This is a genomic window from Kineosporia succinea, from assembly GCF_030811555.1.
Classification (GTDB): domain Bacteria; phylum Actinomycetota; class Actinomycetes; order Actinomycetales; family Kineosporiaceae; genus Kineosporia; species Kineosporia succinea.
The window spans coordinates 6,813,817-6,832,482 of sequence record NZ_JAUSQZ010000001.1 but is presented as its reverse complement, the minus strand read 5'-3'; the positions used below and the strand labels follow the sequence as shown (position 1 = coordinate 6,832,482).

Annotated in this window: 19 protein-coding genes and 1 pseudogene; 12 read left to right on the top strand and 8 right to left on the bottom strand. The window is 71.2% G+C overall.

The annotated features are described in order from the left end of the window. Positions 1 to 55: 55 nt before the first annotated feature. Both J2S57_RS30150 and J2S57_RS30145 read left to right on the top strand, forming a co-directional pair. Entirely contained in the window at positions 56 to 679 is a 624-nt protein-coding gene (locus J2S57_RS30150; protein WP_307249325.1) for a TetR/AcrR family transcriptional regulator, read from the top strand. A 103-nt stretch (positions 680 to 782) separates the two neighbouring features. After that, positions 783 to 1,025: pseudogene (locus tag J2S57_RS30145) on the top strand (helix-turn-helix transcriptional regulator); the annotation flags it as partial. Positions 1,026 to 1,038: 13 nt separating this feature from the next. Here the strand turns inward: J2S57_RS30145 and J2S57_RS30140 are convergent. The 4 genes from J2S57_RS30140 to J2S57_RS30125 form a co-directional block, all read right to left on the bottom strand. Then, entirely contained in the window at positions 1,039 to 1,824 is a 786-nt protein-coding gene (locus J2S57_RS30140; RefSeq protein ID WP_307249323.1) for a hypothetical protein, read from the bottom strand. Then, positions 1,821 to 2,351, bottom strand: a complete 531-nt coding sequence (locus tag J2S57_RS30135) for an RNA polymerase sigma factor (RefSeq protein WP_307249321.1) — start codon at positions 2,349 to 2,351, stop codon at positions 1,821 to 1,823. The genes J2S57_RS30140 and J2S57_RS30135 overlap by 4 nt, the downstream gene beginning before the upstream one ends. A gap of 227 nt (positions 2,352 to 2,578) precedes the next feature. Then, complete coding sequence (locus J2S57_RS30130; protein ID WP_307249320.1) at positions 2,579 to 3,355, bottom strand: TauD/TfdA dioxygenase family protein; 777 nt, start codon at positions 3,353 to 3,355, stop codon at positions 2,579 to 2,581. 177 nt (positions 3,356 to 3,532) lie between these two features. Further along, complete coding sequence (locus tag J2S57_RS30125) at positions 3,533 to 4,201, bottom strand: HAD-IA family hydrolase (RefSeq protein ID WP_307249318.1); 669 nt, start codon at positions 4,199 to 4,201, stop codon at positions 3,533 to 3,535. Positions 4,202 to 4,329: 128 nt separating this feature from the next. Between J2S57_RS30125 and J2S57_RS30120 the strand changes: the two genes are divergently transcribed. Together J2S57_RS30120 and J2S57_RS30115 are read left to right on the top strand one after the other, a co-directional pair. Further along, positions 4,330 to 4,911, top strand: a complete 582-nt coding sequence (locus J2S57_RS30120) for a TetR/AcrR family transcriptional regulator (protein WP_307249316.1) — start codon at positions 4,330 to 4,332, stop codon at positions 4,909 to 4,911. A gap of 144 nt (positions 4,912 to 5,055) precedes the next feature. Beyond that, entirely contained in the window at positions 5,056 to 6,009 is a 954-nt protein-coding gene (locus J2S57_RS30115; RefSeq protein ID WP_307249314.1) for a hypothetical protein, read from the top strand. Positions 6,010 to 6,081: 72 nt separating this feature from the next. Here J2S57_RS30115 and J2S57_RS30110 read toward each other — a convergent pair whose 3' ends face one another. Both J2S57_RS30110 and J2S57_RS30105 read right to left on the bottom strand, forming a co-directional pair. Then, complete coding sequence (locus tag J2S57_RS30110) at positions 6,082 to 7,329, bottom strand: serine hydrolase domain-containing protein (protein WP_307249312.1); 1,248 nt, start codon at positions 7,327 to 7,329, stop codon at positions 6,082 to 6,084. A 143-nt stretch (positions 7,330 to 7,472) separates the two neighbouring features. Next, positions 7,473 to 10,430: a GGDEF domain-containing protein gene (locus tag J2S57_RS30105; RefSeq protein ID WP_307249310.1), complete on the bottom strand. Its 2,958-nt coding sequence runs from the start codon at positions 10,428 to 10,430 to the stop codon at positions 7,473 to 7,475. A 252-nt stretch (positions 10,431 to 10,682) separates the two neighbouring features. On the opposite strand from J2S57_RS30105, the gene J2S57_RS30100 reads away from it, so the two are divergent. The 5 genes from J2S57_RS30100 (at position 10,683) to J2S57_RS30080 (ending at position 14,858) form a co-directional block, all read left to right on the top strand. Further along, positions 10,683 to 11,339, top strand: coding sequence for a response regulator transcription factor (locus J2S57_RS30100; protein ID WP_307249308.1), 657 nt, complete (start codon positions 10,683 to 10,685; stop codon positions 11,337 to 11,339). Between the two features lie 86 nt (positions 11,340 to 11,425). Continuing rightward, complete coding sequence (locus J2S57_RS30095; RefSeq protein WP_307249306.1) at positions 11,426 to 12,670, top strand: cytochrome P450; 1,245 nt, start codon at positions 11,426 to 11,428, stop codon at positions 12,668 to 12,670. Between the two features lie 11 nt (positions 12,671 to 12,681). Next, a complete protein-coding gene (locus J2S57_RS30090; protein WP_307249304.1) occupies positions 12,682 to 12,876 on the top strand; it encodes a ferredoxin in 195 nt (64 codons plus the stop codon). After that, positions 12,877 to 14,028, top strand: coding sequence for an NAD(P)/FAD-dependent oxidoreductase (locus J2S57_RS30085; RefSeq protein ID WP_307249302.1), 1,152 nt, complete (start codon positions 12,877 to 12,879; stop codon positions 14,026 to 14,028). Next, positions 14,025 to 14,858: an SDR family oxidoreductase gene (locus J2S57_RS30080; RefSeq protein ID WP_307249300.1), complete on the top strand. Its 834-nt coding sequence runs from the start codon at positions 14,025 to 14,027 to the stop codon at positions 14,856 to 14,858. The genes J2S57_RS30085 and J2S57_RS30080 overlap by 4 nt, the downstream gene beginning before the upstream one ends. A gap of 11 nt (positions 14,859 to 14,869) precedes the next feature. Here J2S57_RS30080 and J2S57_RS30075 read toward each other — a convergent pair whose 3' ends face one another. Next, entirely contained in the window at positions 14,870 to 15,769 is a 900-nt protein-coding gene (locus tag J2S57_RS30075) for an SDR family oxidoreductase (RefSeq protein ID WP_307249298.1), read from the bottom strand. 209 nt (positions 15,770 to 15,978) lie between these two features. Here J2S57_RS30075 and J2S57_RS30070 point away from each other — a divergent pair, with 209 nt between their 5' ends. Further along, complete coding sequence (locus J2S57_RS30070) at positions 15,979 to 16,590, top strand: TetR/AcrR family transcriptional regulator (RefSeq protein ID WP_307249296.1); 612 nt, start codon at positions 15,979 to 15,981, stop codon at positions 16,588 to 16,590. Between the two features lie 28 nt (positions 16,591 to 16,618). Here the strand turns inward: J2S57_RS30070 and J2S57_RS30065 are convergent, their stop codons facing one another. Beyond that, a complete protein-coding gene (locus tag J2S57_RS30065; RefSeq protein WP_307249294.1) occupies positions 16,619 to 17,353 on the bottom strand; it encodes an SDR family NAD(P)-dependent oxidoreductase in 735 nt (244 codons plus the stop codon). A 114-nt stretch (positions 17,354 to 17,467) separates the two neighbouring features. On the opposite strand from J2S57_RS30065, the gene J2S57_RS30060 reads away from it, so the two are divergent. Then, a complete protein-coding gene (locus J2S57_RS30060; RefSeq protein WP_307249292.1) occupies positions 17,468 to 18,034 on the top strand; it encodes a TetR/AcrR family transcriptional regulator in 567 nt (188 codons plus the stop codon). Between the two features lie 122 nt (positions 18,035 to 18,156). Then, the gene (locus J2S57_RS30055) at positions 18,157 to 18,624 is read left to right on the top strand and encodes a DinB family protein (protein WP_307249291.1); all 468 of its coding nucleotides are present in this window, start codon (positions 18,157 to 18,159) and stop codon (positions 18,622 to 18,624) included. Positions 18,625 to 18,666 lie beyond the last annotated feature (42 nt).

Below are 18,666 nucleotides of genomic sequence, written 5' to 3'. Positions count from 1 at the left end.
CACTTGTCAATCGTAAATGGGGTGCCTCCCCGGTTGGAGGCCTTACGATGGGTCCGTGAGCGAAGCGGTCGATGTGCAGCCGGAGTCAGGGGCTCCCGAGGTCCCGCGTCGTCCGGCGAAACCCCGGCGGGCGGACGCACGGCGCAACTACGAGCAGATCGTGGCCGCCGCGGAGGCGGAGATCGCGCGCTCGGGCGCCCGGGCGTCGCTGGAAGAGATCGCGCGCCGGGCCGGAGTCGGCTCGGCCACGCTGCACCGGCACTTCCCGACCCGCTGGGCACTGTTCGACGCCGTCTTCCACGACCGCGTCGAGGTGCTGTGCCGCCGGGCCGACGAGCTGGCCGGCTCCCAGGAGCCGGCTCAGGCCCTGGCCGAGTGGCTCAAGGCCGTCGCCGTCTACGGCGCCACCAGCCGCGGCCTGGCCTCGGCCCTGCTGGTCAACCTCTCCGGCGTCGCCACCCCGGCCGGCAGCAACTGCGACGTCATGCTCGGCGACGCCGCCGAACGACTGCTGCAGCGGGCCCGGGCCGCCGGCACGGTGCGGCCCGGGGTGGCCTCCTGCGACCTGCTCATCCTGGTCAACGCCGTGTCCCTGGCCACCGAGACCCACCCCGACGCGGCGGGCGAGGCCGCCCGGCTCACCGACCTGGCCCTCGCCGGGATCCACCCGGCGTCCTGATCTGGCCGGCGTCCTGACCAGGTCGGTGCGGGAAGGTCTCCGGCTCGGCTAGGAGCCCGCCGCGAGCTGGACGGCGGCACTCGCCCCGGCCAGGTAACCGGTCACCCGCCGCTTCACCACGGCGTTCGGCCGCACGCCCAGCGCCTACCTGCTGAGCCGTCGTCTGGGACGAGCGGCCCAGCTGCTGCGCCAGAGCGATGCACCGTTGGCGCGGATCGCCCGGCAGACCGGCTACTCGAGCGAGTTCGCCCTGGCCGGGGCGTTCCGCCGCGAGTACGGGATCCCGCCCGGGCGCTTCCGTCGTCTGGGTGTCCCCTCCGCGGTGACCGGCACACCGCCGCAGTGACCGGGTTCGGGCATCAGTCCAGGTTCTGCCAGAACAACTGCGACGGAACGTAGGTCGCGTCCCCGTCCCGGCTGTGCACGACGACGTCCGCGGTGTCGTCCTCGCCACCCTCGTGGCCGGGCCACCACGCCACCCACCAGCCGCCCTGGACGCTGGCGTGCACGACCTGGCCGTCGTCCATCACGACGTCCACCCCGATCACGTCCTCGGCGACCCGCCCGATCACCTCCGACGTCCACCCGCCCGCGCTCGTCGCCTGGGACGCACCCATGCCCTGGATCGTCACCTTCTCCACCCCGGGCTCAGGGGCGGAGGCCGGCAGCAGGTCGGCACCGCCGACGCCGCCGTCCCCGTCGAGCGTCATGCAGTCGGCCAGATCCTCGCTGCCTCCCTTGGCGATCAGCAGCAGCGACCCCTCGTTGCGCGTCTCGGCCAGGACGATGTCCGAGGCGACCGGGGCCCGGCCCCAGGACGGACCCCACCCGGCGGCGCACTCGCGCGCCATCGCCAGAGCCTGTGCCTCGCTCATCGTGCCGGGGGTCGCCCAGGCGGCGTACGCCTGGGCGCTCGAGCCACCCGGCCACAACGACGGGGTGAGGGTCACGCCCACCGCGATCACCGCGGCGGCCGCGGAGGTGAGAAGAATCCGCCGCCCCGTACGTGAAGCGGACTGCGGCGTGAACTGCGGGGGTACGGCGATCACCCGCTCGACCATGGCGTCGGCCGAGCGCCGGTCGGTGTCGCTGGGCTCCCAGTGACGCGCCGGGTCGAGGGTCCGTAGCTGGTCCATCTCGTTCATGACTCACTTCCCAGGTGTTCGAGGGCGGGGGCCGGTTCGGCGGGTCCCAGGGCCGAGCGCAGACGCCGGCGCGACCGGCTCAGCCGCATCCGGAAGGTCGAGCGACGGCAGCCGAGCACCTCGGCGGCCTCGGCTTCGCTCAGGCCGTCGAAGGCGACCAGGGCCAGCACCTCCCGGTCCGCGGCGCTGAGTGTCCACCAGGCCCGGACCAGGTCGATGCGGGCCGCGACCCCGACCGCCCCGTCCGGTTCCGGCGCCGGGTCCACGGCCACGACCATCCGCACGTCCACGACGCCGTGCCGCAGCCGCCAGCGCGACTGACCGGCCATCACGTTGCGCGCGACCCCGAACAGCCACGGCCGCTCGTGCTGGTCGGGCACGTCGTCCAGGCGGCGCCAGGCGACGGCGAACACGGTGGCGACGATGTCCTCGGCGTCACTGGGTGGTACTCGTCGTCGTACGAAACGGGAGAGGTCCTCGTACGTCGCTGCGTACATGGCGCGGAAGCGCTGTTCGGCGGGGCCCATGTCCTCTACCTGCCCGCAGCGGTGCCGGTGTCACACCCTCGGACCCAACTTTATCGGGTAGTGGTTCCGATCGAACTGTTGGCAGCCGGCCGCGCTCACGTTCACCGCCCAGCGTGATGCCGATACCACTGACGGCTTGATCCCACCCTGCGCCGCCCGTGTCACCCGTCATGCTGCGCGAGCGTAGAGGCCACCACCGACAGGCTCGGGAGATCGGGCACGTTCGCTCAAGCGGTGACCATGCCCCGGTGCATGACCCGGTCGCCGCTCACGGCCTCGTGGTCGGCGCGGTGCATGACCACCCGGTTGTCCCAGATCACCACGTCCCCCGCAGACCAGGTGTGCCGGAACACGTTGGCCTGCGAGGTCGAGTGCTCGTACAGCGCTGCGACGACCTGGCGGGAGCGTTCGGCGTCCAGACCCTCGACGGAGACACAGCGTTCGGGTGTCGAGATGTACACGGTGGTGCGGCCGGAGATCGGGTGCGCCGGGAAGACGGGGTGGTGGGCCTCGGTCTCCGGCCCGGCGGCGTCGGGGGAGAGGCCGGTGACGACGTGCCGGACAGTGCGCCCGTGGAGGGACTCGCGCAGGTCGGCCGGCAGCGTGTCGTAGGCGCGGTACTGGTTGGTGAACAGGGTCTGCCCGCCCTGCTCGGGAACTGTGACCGCACGCAGCGCCGTGTAGGCCGGGGGGTTGCTGACGTAGCTGGTGTCCACGTGGAAGACGCTGCGCGGCGGCGTGGTGCGCCCGACGTTGCTGATGACGTTGAGGTCGGGGAACCCCGGCACCGGGGTCTCGCCGGCGGTGAAGGTCAGCCGGCCGAAACACCGCAGGAACGCGAGGAAGTCCGGGTCGTCGATCTCCTGGCCGGGCAGGACGAGGACGCCGTGCTCGGCCAGGAGCAGGCGCAGTCGCGACACGTCCGGAGCCGAACGGCTGGAGGGCTCGGACAGGGGCAGGTCGCTGACCTGCGCACCCACGGGGTTCAGGACGACGGTGCGCACGGGCTCCTCCTTGGTCCGCGGGCGTCAGGACGCCGTACGGATGAGGTGGGCGGTCGGGGTGGGCGCGGGGTGCGCGGGGCTGCGGTGCACCGGCGCGGGCGGGCCGTACGAGGGCCCGCCCGCCGGTGCTCGACAGTGCTCGTCGGTGCTCGACGGTGCTCGTCGGTAGGGATGCGCTCAGCGGCGGGGGATGCGGCCGGCCAGCTCCTCGAAGCTCAGCCGGTTCCCGGCCGGGTCCGCTGCACCGAAGTCGAGCGCCCCGGTGTTCTCGTTGGGGAACGCGGCGCACACGATCCCCGCGGCGACCGCGGCCTGCGCACCACCCGGGTTGTCCTCGATCGCCACGCAGTCCGCAGCGCTCAGGCCGAGTTCGCGCAGGGCCAGCTCGTAGACGGCGGGGTCCGGTTTGGACGCCGGGACGTCGGCGGCGCTGGTCACGATGTCGAAGTCGGCGCTGCGCAGAGCCGGGGCCAGGGCCTGGAACAGGGCCTCGACGTTGGCGGCGGACGTGGTGGTCACGAAGCCGAGGCGGTAACCGGCCGAGCGGGCGCCGGTCATGGTCTCGATCACCCCGGGCCGGGCTTCGGCACCGTTCGACACCAGGCTCTTCTGGAAGATCACCGACTTGGTAGCGTGGACGGCGTCGGCGTCCACCTGCTCCCCGCGGGCGCGGGCGTAGTCAGCGATGCGCGCCGCCCCACCGTTGCTCCCGAGAAGAGACCGGTACTCCTCGCGGGGCCACTCCCAGCCCAGGCCGTGATCGGCGAAAGCCTGGTTGAAGGATGATCTCTGGAGCTCGGAGGTGTCGGCCAGGGTGCTGATGGATCCGAACAGGAGTGCAGGCATGGTCCGTCTCGATTCTGTCGTCACGAGCTACGGGAAGCCTGTCCGGGATGCAGGCCCGGACTTCGTGAACTTCTAGTTCACTACTGAATGATCTGACCACTAACGCAGAGAGATTTCAACCAACCGCCATGGCACCCGCCGAAGACCCGGCACCGGATCCCGCCGTGGATCCGCGCGTCCACCGCACCCGCCAGGACGTCCTGCGCGCGGCGCTCGGCATCCTCACCACCGAGGGCTGGGACGCCGTCACCCACGCCCGGCTGGCCGCGCACGCCGGGTACTCCAAGGTCACGATCTACAAGCACTGGCCCACGCGCACCGACCTGCTGCGCGACGCGCTGGGCCAGCTGGCCGACATCCCGCACCACGCCCCCACGGGTGACCTGCGCGCCGATCTGATCGGTGAGATGCGGGCCTTCCGTGACGGCATCCGTGACCACGGACTCGACCGGGCGATGGCTGTCCTGGGCGAACAGGCCCGCCACCAGGCCGATGTCGCGGCCGTCCGCGATCAGCTGGTCAGCGGAGGCGACCGGATCGTGCGCGAGCTGCTGGCCACCCGGCTGTCCGGCACCGAGCTGCTGGCCGGCACCCGGATGCTGTCGGGGGCGATGTTCTACTCGGCCCTGATGTACGGCCACGTGCCCGACGACGACATCATCGTCACCACCGTCGACATCCTGCTGCGCGGGACCGCCGCCCCCGCCTGAGGCCCCCGGCGTGATGAACCGGCCTCGTGCGGACATGTAAGGGATGTCCGCACGACGCCCGCGCCGGGAACGGGAGGAGGGCTCCGATGGCCAGCACGTCGACGTTCTCCGGGCCGGCCCGGGCCGCGACTCCTGGAGGAGAGCATGTCCAGTCCCCACGACGAAAGACCCCACCGGTGGGGGGAAGACCGGCCCGGCGGTTCCCGCCGCTGGTGGTGGGCCGGGGCCGTCGCCGCCGTCGCCGTGGCGGCCGGGGCACTGCTGGTGGTGATCGTCGGCCGCCAGGACGACACGGCCGGACCGGGCGCCCCGGCGGCGGCCGCCGAGCTGCCGCAGCACGCCGTGGCCGGCGACGAGAACCCGCACCTGTTCATGAAGGACGCGCGGTGGCGGCTGACGTCGCTCAGTCAGGAGGACCGGCGCAGCGGGAACCAGGTGCTCACGCTCGAGGGGCGCACGGTGTCCGTCAGCTGGTACCCCTCCACCGTCGAGGACCTGGTCATGAGCTCACACCGGGCCGACCTGCGCGAGGAGGAGCCGCTGACCATCTTCGGGCAGCGTGCGACGGTTCTCGCCGACGCCCTGACCCACGAGGCGCTCTTCACCTCCGGAACCGTGTTCACCACAGTGCGGGTGCAGGGCGTGCGCACCCGCGACGAGTTCACCACGGTGCTGAGCGATCTGACCGTGCTCACCCCCGAGCAGTGGGAAGAGTCGCTGGGGGAGCAGGTCGTGCCCTCGGCGCGGTCCGGGGCGGTGGCGAAGGACATGCTGCGCGGCGTCCCGGTGCCCGACGGATTCGATCCCGCCGACCTGGCCTCGGAGTTCACCCAGGACCGCTCCTATTTCGGCACCCACGTCCTGGGCTCCGTGGGGTGCGCCTGGCTGGACGTCTACACCCGGGCCCGCGCCGACGACGACGAGAAGACGATGGCCGAGGTGGACGAGCCCCTGAGCGGTCACCGCAACTGGCCCCTGCAGCAGGAGGTCAGTGCCGGCGTCGAGTCCTCGGCCTCGGACCTGCTCCTGGTCTCCGGCAAGGTCGCCACCCGCCAGGACGCCACCGAGTACCGCGACCTGCTCGGCTGCGACCGGTAGGAGAGCGCCTGAGCCGCAACGCGTTCGGGCCGGCCGAGGTGATCTCGGCCGGCCCGGACCGGTCAGGACGGCTCAGGACGCGGCCACGGGCGTCCGGCCGTGCAGGGCATCGGTGACGGTCTGCGGCACCGGCTTGCCGAGCATCTTGCAGGTGGTGACGTCCTGGGCCGCGAACGCGACCTGGGCGAAGCGGTTGGCACCGTCGTTCGGCGTCAGGTCGCTGGGGCCGGCGGTGGTGTCGCTGACGGCGGTGCGCCGTCCGTCGTCACTGACGACCGCGGTGCTGTGGTGGCCGTTGGTGTCACCGCCGTGGCCCCAGACCGGGCCGCAGGCCGAGTCGATGTGGAACAGGCCGAGCCCGTAGCCACCCTGGATCGGGAAGTCGGCGGGCAGGTCGACGGTCTGCTTCATCTGGTTGAGCTGCCTGTCCGAGAACAGCTTTCCCTGCAGCAGACCGGAGAAGAACCGGGACAGGTCGCGCTGGTCGGAGATGATCGCCCCGGCGGCGCCGCCCCAGCCACCGACCGGCCAGGTCGCGGTGTCGGTGTAGGTGGGCTCACCGTCGGCGAAGCTGACCGCGTACCCGTGCGCGTAGCCCGGGCCGGTGTTCGTGGCCCGCGGCTCGGGGAAGTAGGTGTGCTTCAGGCCCAGCGGCCGGGCGATGCGCTGCTGCACCAGGTCGGCCAGGCTCTGGCCGGTCTGCTTCTGCAGCAGCAGGCCGATGAGCGTGTAGTTGGTGTTGGAGTACGACCAGCCCTGGCCGGGCGCGAAGTTCGGGTCGTGCTGGAAAGCCACCGCCAGCAGCTCCTCCTCGGTCCAGACGCGCTGCGGGTCGGTGTACATGCCCTCGGCGAAGTCCTGGTCGGCGGTGTAGTTGAACAGGCCGCTGGTGTGGTTGAGCAGCATGCGCACGGTGATCGCGTCCCCGCCGGGAACGACGCCGGGCAGGTACTTCTCGATCGGGGCGTCCAGGTCGACCTGGCGCCGGTCCACGAGCTGCAGGGTCAGCGCCGACATGAACGTCTTGGTGTTGCTGCCGATCTCGAACTGCTCGGTGCCCCGCAGCGGGCGCCCGCTCTCGCGGTCGGCGACCCCCGAGGCCGTCCGGTCGGTGCGGTGCCCGTTGTCGATGAGAGCCATGTACCCGGGGGCGCCGCTGCCCAGGACGTGGTGCGCGACGTCGCGCATCACCGCGTCACCACCGGCCGGGCGCCCGGAGTCGGTCGCGGCCGCGGAGGTCGCGGCGACGGCTCCGGAACCGGCCAGGACGGCGGCCGCGGTGAACATGAATGCCTTCTTGGTCGTGGTCTTCGTCGTCATGGGTCAAGCCTGTCCGCCCGCTGTGCGCCGGTCATTGCCTCCTGCTGCACAGCCCGGGCGGGGGCCAGCCGTACCGTCGTGGTGGTGCAGGCACTACCGGGGCCCGGTCGCGGCCGGTCCGGTGGATGCCACGGGCGAGCAGCTCACACCGTGGTGACGCCCGCAGGCCGGCCGGACAGGACCGAGCGGTCGCGGCCGGAGGCCTTGGCCCGGTAGAGGGCCTCGTCCGCGCGCCGCAGCAGGTCGTCCGCCGGTTCCGTCCCGTCCCACCGGGCGATCCCGACCGAGCAGGTCTCGCCGAACGGCACCAGCGCACGCAGCCCGTCCAGCCGGGCCACGCCTTCCTCGACGGTGGCGCAGCGCAGTGCGACCGCGAACTCCTCACCGCCCCAGCGCGCGATCCGCCCCTGCGGCCCGATCCCCAGACTCCACGCCCGCGCCGCCTCCCGCAGCAGGTCGTCACCGCCCTGGTGCCCGTGGGTGTCGTTGTACTTCTTGAAGTGGTCCAGGTCCAGCAGCCCCACCAGCAGCACCGGCTCGTCCGGAACATCCATCAACCGAGCCAGTTCCAGGTCCCACGAGCGCCGGTTCGCCAGCCCGGTCAGCGGGTCGTTGCGGGCCGTGCGGGCCAGCTCGGCGACCTGCTGGTCCAGTACCCGCAGCAGGTCCCAGATCCGGGCGGCCACCATCACCGTCACCACCAGCGAACCGATGCCCATGAAGAACGCCTGCCGCCGGGTGGACCCCACGTCCAGCGCCACCATGAGCACAGCCGGCAGCAGTGCCGCGAACGCCAGCACCAGCAGACGGGCCACGGTCAGACCGGCCAGACCCGACGCGTCAGTCACTCCCACGGTCTCGTTCGCCCGGTGCCCACCGGGCTGCCGGGACGTCTGCAGCGCCGAGACCCCCAGCAGGACGTAGAACAGACCCCACAGCACGTAAGCCGGCCGGGGGTAGGCATTTCCGCCGTTCAGCACCACGACGTTCTGGATCACGTCGGCACTCATGGTGCTGACCACCGCCGCGATCAGCCACCACAGCGCCCGGCTCCGCCGACCGGGCAGCAGCAGCACCTTCACCACCAGGAAGAGCAGCAGCACGTCGAACAGCGGATACGCGCTCCCGACCACCCGGGCACCCACGCTCAGGTCGGTCTGGCTGACCTGCGGCAGCACGATGAACACGAACGACAGCACCCCGGCGCTCGCGGTCACGATGGCCACGTCCAGGAGACCACCGAACGCGTTGCGCCGTCCCTGGTCCAGACGCCACACACCCAGGATCAGCGGCAGGTACCCGGCGATCAGCAGGGCATCGCCCGGTGTCGGGAAGGTGTCGGGCCACCGGTACTGGTAGATGCCGAACAGCACCGTCCCGGCCAGCCAGGTCACGCACGCCCAGGCCGTGAGCACGAACGGATGACGCCGGTCGGCGGGCACTTTCCGGACGGCCAGCAGCGCGAAGGCCACGGACACGGTGATCGACAGCACATACAGGCCACCCCGGCCGGCGCCGGACGGACCGGGGGACAGGTTCGCCAGCACGCAGACCCCGGCCACGACACCGGCGGCCCGCAACCGCCACGTCCCGGCGCTCACCTTCTCCGGCTCCTGATCCGCCCCCTCACCCCGATCGGCAGCCGACCCGGGCCGCCGGGCCGGGCTCGCCCGGGGGGACGGCACCGGCGAGCGAGCCGGCAGCTGATCCGCGAGCTCGGTCCGGTCCCGTCCGGAGGCCTTGGCCCGGTACAGCGCCTCGTCGGCACGCCGCAGCAGGTCCTGCGTGCTCTCCGTCCCGTCCCAGCGCGCCACCCCGGCCGAGCAGGTCTGCCCCCGGGGAACATTCCGCCGCAACGCCTCCAGACACTCCCGTCCCGAGGCCTCGTCGCGGGTGACCACCAGGGCCGCGAACTCCTCGCCGCCCCACCGGGCGAGCACCCCGTCCGCACCGGTCCCGGCCCGCCACGCGTCCGCCGCCTCCCGCAGCAGATCGTCACCGGCCTGGTGGCCGTACATGTCGTTGTAGGCCTTGAAGTGGTCCAGGTCGAGCAGGGCCACCAGGAGCACGTCACCCTCAAGGAGCCGGGACCGGTGACGGGCCAGCTCCAGGTCCCAGGTACGGCGGTTGGCCAGCCGGGTCAGCGGGTCGGTGCGAGCCAGGACGGCCAGCTCGGCGGACGTCGTGCGCAGTTCCCGCAGCAGGTCACCGACGCGGGCCAGCAGCAGGGCCAGAACGACCACCGAGCAGATCCCGAGCTGCACGCGGGTGCCCCGGTCGAGCTGCCCGCCCAGGCCGACGGCCAGAACCGTCGGGAGCCCGGCGGACAGGGTGAGCAGGCCCAGACGCCCGAACCGGGTCCCGCCGGGCCCCGCCGGCGCCGGGGCCGGCTCGTCCCGGGCGGCCTGGTACGCCGCGAGGCCGTAGCAGACGTACGAACACAACCACAGGATGTTCACCCAGGCCGGGTACGAGACGTTCCCCAGCTGGTCCGCCTCGACGTTCTGCTCCGTGTCACCCAGCAGGACACAGACCAGCCCCGTGACCAGCCAGGTCATCGACGGCGTCCTCGTGCCGGTCGTCAGCAGGTGCCGGAGGATCAGGTAGAGCAGTGTCGCGTCGGCCAGCGGGTACAGGGTCCCGGCGATCCGCGCCGCCGTCGACGTGTCCGGGGCGGTCAGGACCGGAATGATCATGAACACCACGAACAGGGCCAGGCCGGCGGCCGAGACCACCAGGGAGTCCAGGACCCCACCGGATGCCGGGCGGGCACCCCGCTGCCGGTCGAGTCTCCCCACCGCCACGACCAGGGGCACGTAGGCAGCCAGGAAGAAGGCGTCCGCCGGGGTCGGCCACGCGTCCGGAGGCCAGGGTGACGACGTCCGCAGCCAGCACTCACCGACCGCAGCCAGGCCGAGAGGGGGAACGAGCCACCACCACGGCCCACGGCGCCCGCCGGGCAGCGCCCGCACCGCCGTGACCAGGAACAGCCCGGACACCGCCACGGACGTCAGGTAGGCGGCCGTCGCCCCCGGTGTGCCGGCCCGGGGCAGCAGCGTCAGCGGCACGGCGAGTACCGCCAGCACCCCGCACGCGCGCACCCGGACGTCCCGGGGCCTGCCTACGAGAGGCCGTCGACTCGACACAGCAGCTCATCGGCTACGCCCCGCAGCGGGCTTGCCCCGGACCGGGCCCGATCACTCCCGCGGGGCAGTGCGACTCACGGAGTGCGACCACGGCCCGGCATACCGCGCCAGGCGGATTCCCGCCCGGCTCCCGGCTGCTTGAATCGGAATGCGGGGCGACCCGGCCGCCGCAGAACGGGACCAAGATCCCGACGAGGGGTGGTACGCATGCACAGGAGCCCCGACGTTCTGTTCGTCGCCCCCGAGCCCGGCGCCCAGGCCTGCCTCGCCACCGACCTGCGGGTCGGCGGCTACCAGGTCACCCTGGCCACCACCGGCGCCGACGCGGTGCGGGTCATGGTGGAGAAGCCCATCAGCCTGATCGTCGTCGACACCGACACCACCGGACTGCGCGCCCTGGCCCCGCGAACGTTCGCGCACCGTCCACCCGTGCTCTGCCTGACCCCCTGCGACCGCCTCGCCGACCTCATCCCCGTGCTCGGCACCCGCATCGAGGATTACGTCACCAAACCCTGCCGCGGCGCCGAACTGCTCGCCCGCGTCCAGGTCACCCTGCGCGACACCACCCCACGGAACGTCCTGCGCACCGGCGACCTGCTGCTCGACGAGGCCACCAGCAGCGCCTGGCGCGGCGACCGCGCCCTCGACGTCACCCCCGCCGAACTACGCCTGCTGCGCTTCATGATGATCAACGCCGGGCAGGTCCTGTCCAAGGAACAACTGGCCTGGCACGTCTGGGGCGAGTTCCGGGAGAGCAACACCGTCGAACGTCTGGTCTCCCGCCTGCGCGGAAAGGTCGACGACCAGCAGCCGTGCCGCATCAGCACCCACCGCGGATTCGGCTACCGCCTCAGCAGCGCCTGACCACTGTCCGGTTCGTGTCAGAAAACCTTGTTCTCATGGGCCCCTCGTGACCGATCGCAGCACCGATCACCGCACGGAGGAACCCCATGACCGCCCTGCCCGGGAACCCGGCCCAGCCCGAAACCCCCGTCCTGCCCGAGTACCCCGCACCCCGCGCGTCCGGCTGCCCGTTCGACCCCGCCCCCGCGATCCGTGACCTGACCCGCGACCACCCCGTCGCCCGCGTCCGCATCTGGGACGGCAGCACCCCCTGGTTCATCACCCGCCACGCCGACCAGCGCGCCCTGCTCAACGATCCCCGCCTGAGCATCGACGAGACCCGCGACGGCTACCCGCACATGACCCAGGCCCGTGCCGCGTCCGCCCCGCACCACCCCAAGCTCATCACCAACACCGACCCACCCGAGCACACCCGCCTGCGCCGCTCCGTCAACACCCCCTTCATGGTCAAGAAGGTCGAGGCCCTGCGCCCCCGCATCCAGCAGGTCCTCGACGACCTCGTCGACGACATGCTCGCCGGCCCCAACCCCGCCGACCTCGTCCAGGCCGTCGGCCTGCCCGTGCCCACCCTCGTCATCACCGAGATCCTCGGCGCCCCCTACGCGGACCACCAGCTCTTCCAGGACACCAGCCACATCCTGATCAGCCACGACACCACCCCCGAACAAGCCGCCGAAGCCGGCCGGAAGATCGGCAGCTACCTCGACGACCTCCTCGACGAGAAGATCAAGAACCCCGGCGACGACGTCATCTCCGGCATGGGCGCCCGTGTCGTCACCGGCGAGATGACCCGCCCCGAAGCCGTCAACATGGCCAACGCCATCCTCATCGCCGGCCACGAGACCAGCGCCAGCATGATCTCCCTCGGCACCCTCGCCCTCCTGCGCAACCCCGACCAGCTCGAGCTCCTCCGGAACAACAGCCACGACACCAAATTCGTCGCCAACGCCGTCGAGGAGATCCTGCGCTACCTCACCATCGTCCACACCGGCGTCCGCCGCATCGCCGACAAGGACATCGACCTGCACGGCACCACCATCCGGGCCGGCGACGGCATCGTCTTCGACCTCTCCGCCGCCGACTGGGACGAAAACGCCTTCCCCGCACCCGAAAAGCTCGACCTCACCCGACCCGCCCGCATGCACCACGCCTTCGGTTACGGCGTCCACCAGTGCCTCGGCCAGTCCCTCGCCCGCGTCGAGCTCCAGGTCGCCTACTCCACCATCTACCGCCGCATCCCGACCCTCGCGCTCGCGGTGCCGTTCGAGGAGGTGCCCTTCGCGATGGAAGGCGTTGCCTACGGCCTCACGTCCCTGCCCGTCACCTGGTGAAGGAAGCATCCGTGCGTCTCGAGTTCGACGAACCCAAATGTGTCGCCGCCGGCCAGTGCGCCATGGTGGCTCCCGACCTCTTCGACCAGCGTGAGGACGACGGGGTCGCCATCGTCCTCGAGAGTGAGCCTGACGCCGAGCATCACGACGAGGCCCGCGAGGCGGCCGCGGTGTGCCCGGCCGCGGCGATCCGGGTGGTCGAGTAGATGAGGGACGTGGTGGTCGTCGGCGCTTCGGCCGCCGGTCTGGCGGCGGCCGAGACCCTGCGGCGCGAGGGGTACGACGGTTCCCTCACCCTGATCGGTGAGGAGGCCGACGCGCCCTACGACCGTCCGCCGCTGTCGAAACAGATCCTGGCCTCGGCCTGGGAGAGTGAGCGCCTCGCGCTGCGTACCGCCGGGCAGATCGCCGGGCTGGACCTCAACCTGCGTCTGGGGGTCCGGGCCACCGGACTGGAAACCACCGCGAACAGAATGCTTCTGGACGACGGCAGCCAGGTCACGTACGACGGCCTGGTCATCGCGACCGGCGTCCGGCCCCGCCGCCTGCCCGGTGCCGGGGCCCACGTCCTGCGCACCCTGCCCGACGCCCTGCGGCTGCGTGAGAGTCTGAAGCCCGGGCGGCGCCTGGTGGTGGTCGGCGCCGGATTCCTCGGCGCCGAATGCGCGGCCGTGGCCCGGGAAATCGGCTGCGACGTGGTCATGCTCGAACCCGCACCGGTGCCCCTCGCCCATGCCGTGGGTGAGGAGATCGGGCGGGTGCTGTCACAGGTCCATGTCGAGCACGGCGTCGAACTGCGCACCGGGGTCTCGGTTTCGGCCGTGACCGAGGAGGGCGTGTGCCTGCCGGGTGGCGAGGTTGTGCCCGCCGACGAGGTGCTCGTGGCCATCGGGTCGGTGCCGAACACCGAGTGGCTCGACGGCAGTGGTCTCACCGTGAGCGACGGCCTCGTCTGTGACGAGTACAGCTGTGCCGCCCCCGGCGTGTACGGCGCCGGTGACGTGACGCGCTGGCACAACGAGCGTTTCGGGGTCGCCATGCGCATCGAGCATCGCACGAACGCCGCCGAGCAGGGGATGGCCGCGGCCCGAAACCTGCTGAACCCGCAGGCGCGCAGGCCGTTCGCCCCGGTGCCGTACTTCTGGTCCGACCAGTACGACCTGAAGATCCAGGCCCACGGCTACCTGCGCGGTCACGACGAGGTCCGCGTCGTCGAGGGCGACCTGTCCTCGCGCCGGTTCCTGGCCGCGTACCGCACCGGTGACCGCCTCGTGGGCGTGCTGGCCGTCGGTCAGTCGCCCAAGACCCTGCGCCCCTGGCGTCAAGCCGTGGGCTCCTCCTGGAAGGACATCTCATGAGCGGCCGCCCCGACGTCCTGGTCGTCACCGGCAGCGGCGGCATGGGAACCGCCGTGGCCCGCCGCATCGGGGGAGGCCGTGCGATCGTCCTGGCCGACGCGTCCCCCCGGACCCTCGACCTGGCCGCCGGTACCCTGCGCGCCGAGGGACACCAGGTGATCACCCAGATCGTCGACGTCTCCGACGCCGCCTCGGTGCGGGAACTGGCGACGCTGGCCGCGGCCACCGGTCGCCTGACCGCCGCGGTGCACACCGCCGGTGTCTCGGCGGTCACCTCCACCGCGGAACAGATCCTGAAGGTCGACCTGCTCGGAACCGCGCTCTTCATCGACGCTTTCGAGGAGGTGGTCGAGGAGGGATCGGCCGTGGTCTGCGTCGCGAGCATGGCCGGTCACATGGTCCGTCTCACCTCCGACCAGGAGCAGGCCCTGGCGAACACCCCGACCGGTGAACTACTTTCGCTCGCCGTCGTGCGAGAGGTTCCGCCCGACAGCAGTATCGGCGCGTACATCCTGGCCAAGCGGGCCAATCAGCTCCGGGTGGAGGCGGCGGCGCTGGCCTACAACCGGGCCGGTGCCCGCATCACCTCGATCAGCCCGGGCGTCATCGCGACCCCGATGGGGCGGGCCGAGCAGGAGGGCGCCACCGGTGAGCACATGATGGCCACGCTGAAGGCCTGCGGCATCGGCCGTCGGGGCACGCCCGGCGAACTGGCCGAGGCCGTGGCGTTCCTGACCGGCCCGGGCGCCGCCTACCTGACCGGCACCGACCTGCTGCTCGACGGTGGGCAGGCGGCCTGGATGCGCAGGCACGCCGAGGGAGCCCGCTGATGACCTCTTCCCTAGCGGACGGGGGCCTCTGATGCCGGGGTGATCGCGGGGTAGTTCTTCTCGAGGAAGTCGCGGTAGCCGGTGGGACGGTAGCCGATGAGGCGCTCGAGGTCGTCGGTGTGCTTGCTGAACGAGCCCAGGCTGACACCCGCGACCCAGGCCGTCAGGAACTCGGCGACCGGCGGGGGAACGTCCTTGTGCACCAGACCGTCGCGGTACTCGTCGGCCGTGACGGGCAGGTACGGGACCGGCCGGCCGTGGAGCTCGCTCATCGCGGCGGCGATGTCCCGGTACGAGGCGACCTGGCTGCCGTTGAGCGTGTAGCTCCGGTTCTCGTGGCCGTCCTGGGTGAGCACCGCCGCGTTGCCGGCGGCGAGGTCGCGCAGCAGCGCCGGGGCCATGGTGCCCTCGCCGTGAGGCACGCGGACGCCGTTCTCGTAGGCGTCGGCTCCGACGTAACCCTCGAGCTGGTCGAGGTACATGGGATTGTGCAGGATGGTGTAGGTCAGCCCGGAGGCGCGGAGTGTGTGCTCCGTGAAGACGTCGGACTCGGTGACACCCACCTGACTGATGCCCAGCTCGTCGTCACGCTGGATCGACGTGTAGATCACGTGCTTGACCCCGGCCTGTTTCGCGGCCGTGATCGCGTTGAAGTGCTGGGTGTTCCGGTCGGTGAAGGCCTGGGCCGAGATGAGCAGCAGCTTGTCCACACCGGCGAAAGCGCTGACGAGCGAGTCGTGGTCGAGGTAGTCGCCGGGGCGGATGTCGACACCCCGCTCGGCGAGGTCGGCGGCCCGGTCGGGTGTGCGCGAGAGCCCGGCCAAGCGCTCGGCGGGGAGCCGATCGAGGAGGTGCTGCAGGGTCAGGCGGCCCAGGTTTCCCGTGGCTCCGGTGACGAGTAGCTTTCCCATGCGACTGTTTCCTGTTCTGTTGGGCGGTGGTGACGGGCCTGCCGATGGCGCGCCCGCTTTCGGTGGGCCTTCTCAGCGGTTTCGGTGACGAGCGCCACGACAAGAACAATGATGTGCGTCATCATTAATTGTCAAGGTGAGGGCCCGACAATGATGACGGGTAACATTGGCCGCTCGAGGGCCGTCCGTGCCGCCCGGGAAGGAGATTCATGCCCCGCCTCACGCAGGAGCAGAAGAAGCTCAACCACGACAGGATCGTGGAGGCCGCGGGCCGGGGGTTCCGGACCCACGGCATCAACGGCATCGGCATCGCCGAGCTGATGAAGGCCGCCGAGATGACGCACGGCGGCTTCTACAACCACTTCGCCTCCAAGGACGACCTCGCCCTCGAGGTCCTCCGGCACGGCTTCGACGGCTCTCTCGCGGCCCTGGCCGGCATTCGCGAGCAGCATCCCCAATCGGCCCGGGCGGCCCTGGATCTCATGTTCGACACCTACCTGGCCGCCGAGCACCGTGATCACCCCGAAACGGGCTGCGCGTCAGCGGCTCTGGTCACGGATGCCGCTCGGGACGGAGTGCCGGCCCAGGCTGAGTACCAGCACGGGCTCGAGGGCTTCTTCGGGGCGATCACCGAGATGGTGCTCGAGGATGCGCGCCAGTCCGGCACCGACCTGCCGGCCGAGCGGGCCCGCGAGCAGGCGATCGCGCTGTTCAGCCAGATGGTCGGCGCTCTCGTCCTCTCGCGGGCGGTGGCTCGGTCCTCTCCTGACCTGGCCGACGAGGTCCTCGCGGCGAACAACGCCCGGCTCAAGCGGATCTGACCCGGCGCCGCGTGGGCGACGAGACGGGTCAGATCACCGTGGTGCCGCCGTCGACGACCAGTTCCTGCCCGTTGACGTAGCTGGAGTCGTCCGAGGCCAGGAACAGGGCGACCGTCGCGATCTCCTCCGGGCGGCCCATCTCCCGCCGCGGGATCATGGCCTCGAACTGAGCCTTGGTCTGCTCGTCCATGACCTCCTGCAGGATCGGCGTCGCGACCTGACCGGGTGTCAGTACGTTCACCCGGATCCTGCGGTCCCTCAGCTCGGCTGTCCACACCCGGGCGTACGCGGGGAGCACGGCCTTGCTCGCCGCATACACGCTCCAGTTCGGGTAGCCCCGCAGCGACGCGTTCGACCCGGTCAGGATGATCGAGCCGCCGTCGTCGAACAGCGGCAGCGCCTTCTGCACCGTGAACAGCGTGCCGCGGGCGTTCAGCGAGAACGTGGCGTCGAACTGCTCCGGGGTGATCTCGCCGAGCGGGGCCTGCTCGCCCGTGCCCGCACTCGCCCACAGCACGTCCAGTGATCCCGTCTCCTGCCGGACCGTCTCGAACAGCCGGTCCAGATCGTCCAGATCTGCCGAATCGGCCTGTACTGCTGTGACATTCCCGCCGATGACCTTGACCGCCTCGTCCAGGGCGTCCTGGCGCCGGCCGGTGACGAACACCTGGGCGCCCTCGCCGGCGAAAGCCTTCGCGCCCGCCAGTGCCATGCCGCTTGTCGCGCCCGTGATGACCGCGACCTTGCCCTCGAGCTTGCCCATGACGATTGGTCTCCTCGTTAAGTACACCGATCAGTGCGCTTACCGTAGGGCGCATGGTCGGAGGAGCGCAAGCTAAGTACACCGTTCGGTACCCGACTCGGTTATGCTTGGTTCGTGACGGAGTTGGAGAAGGGGCCGCGGGGGGTGCGCCGGGGCCGAGGCGCGCGCGAGCGCATCATTGGCGCCTCGCAGCGGCTGTTTCGTGAGCAGGGCATCAACGGCACCGGTATGGATCAGCTCTGCGCTGCGGCGGAGGTGTCGAAACGCACGCTCTACCAGCACTTCACCGGCAAGGACGAGCTGATCGCCGAGTGCCTGCGCCGTTTCGACCCCGAGGTTCTGCCCGAGGTGTTCGACCGCACCGACCTCACGGCCCGGGAAAAGCTCTTCGCGGCTTTCGAGATCCACGCGCCGCTGTGTCCCTTCATCGCGGCGGCGGTCGAGATTCCTGACCCGGGGCATCCGGCACGCGTCCTCGCCCGTGACTACAAGCTGGCCTTCGCCGCGCGCCTGAGTGACGCCGCGCGCGAGGCCGGAGCTGTCGAGCCCGAGCGGCTCGGTGAGCAGTTGGCGTTGCTGCTCGACGGCGCCTCGGCGCGCGCACGGGTGCTCGACACCGAAACCATCGCCACCGCAGCCGCTGTCGCGGCCGTCCTGATCGACAACGCCGTTCCGGGCTGAGGGCTCTCTCGGTCGGGCTGAGGGCTCCTTCGGTCGAACGGTGGACGTGTGGACCGGCTGTGCGGCTGGGTGCGGCCATCTTTCGTTCCCGGGCGAAGGGTCCGACCTCTACGGTCGGCGCCATGAGCGACGACATCCCGGAGACCGACGACCGCGACCCCGCCGAGCTGATCGAGCAGTCCGTCACCCACGCCCTGCGCCTGGCCCGGACCTGGACGCAGTGGGACGGCCGGCCCCTGGACTTCGACGACCGGATCTTCACGCCGCACAAGGCGATCCGGCGAACCGTCGACCACCTCGTCGATCATCTGGCCGAGGTGGAGGCGCGCCTGGCCGGCCGGCCGACCCTGGTCGACCGGTGGCACGGCTCCGCCATCACGACACCCGCCGACCTGACGGCGTTCAGCGAGCAGGATCTCGACGAGGCCACCAGCCGCCTGACCCGCCTGGCGCAGATCTGGTCGATCCGGCTGAACGGCCTCGACGACGAACGCCTCGACCGGGTCGAGGGCACGGCCTGGACCCTGCGTCAGGTCGCCTTCCACGTGGCCGACACCTACTACGCCGACGCGGTGGGGAAACTCGGCTGAATCAGGCTCCGGGAGAGCGGTTCACGCGATGGTGGGAACGGC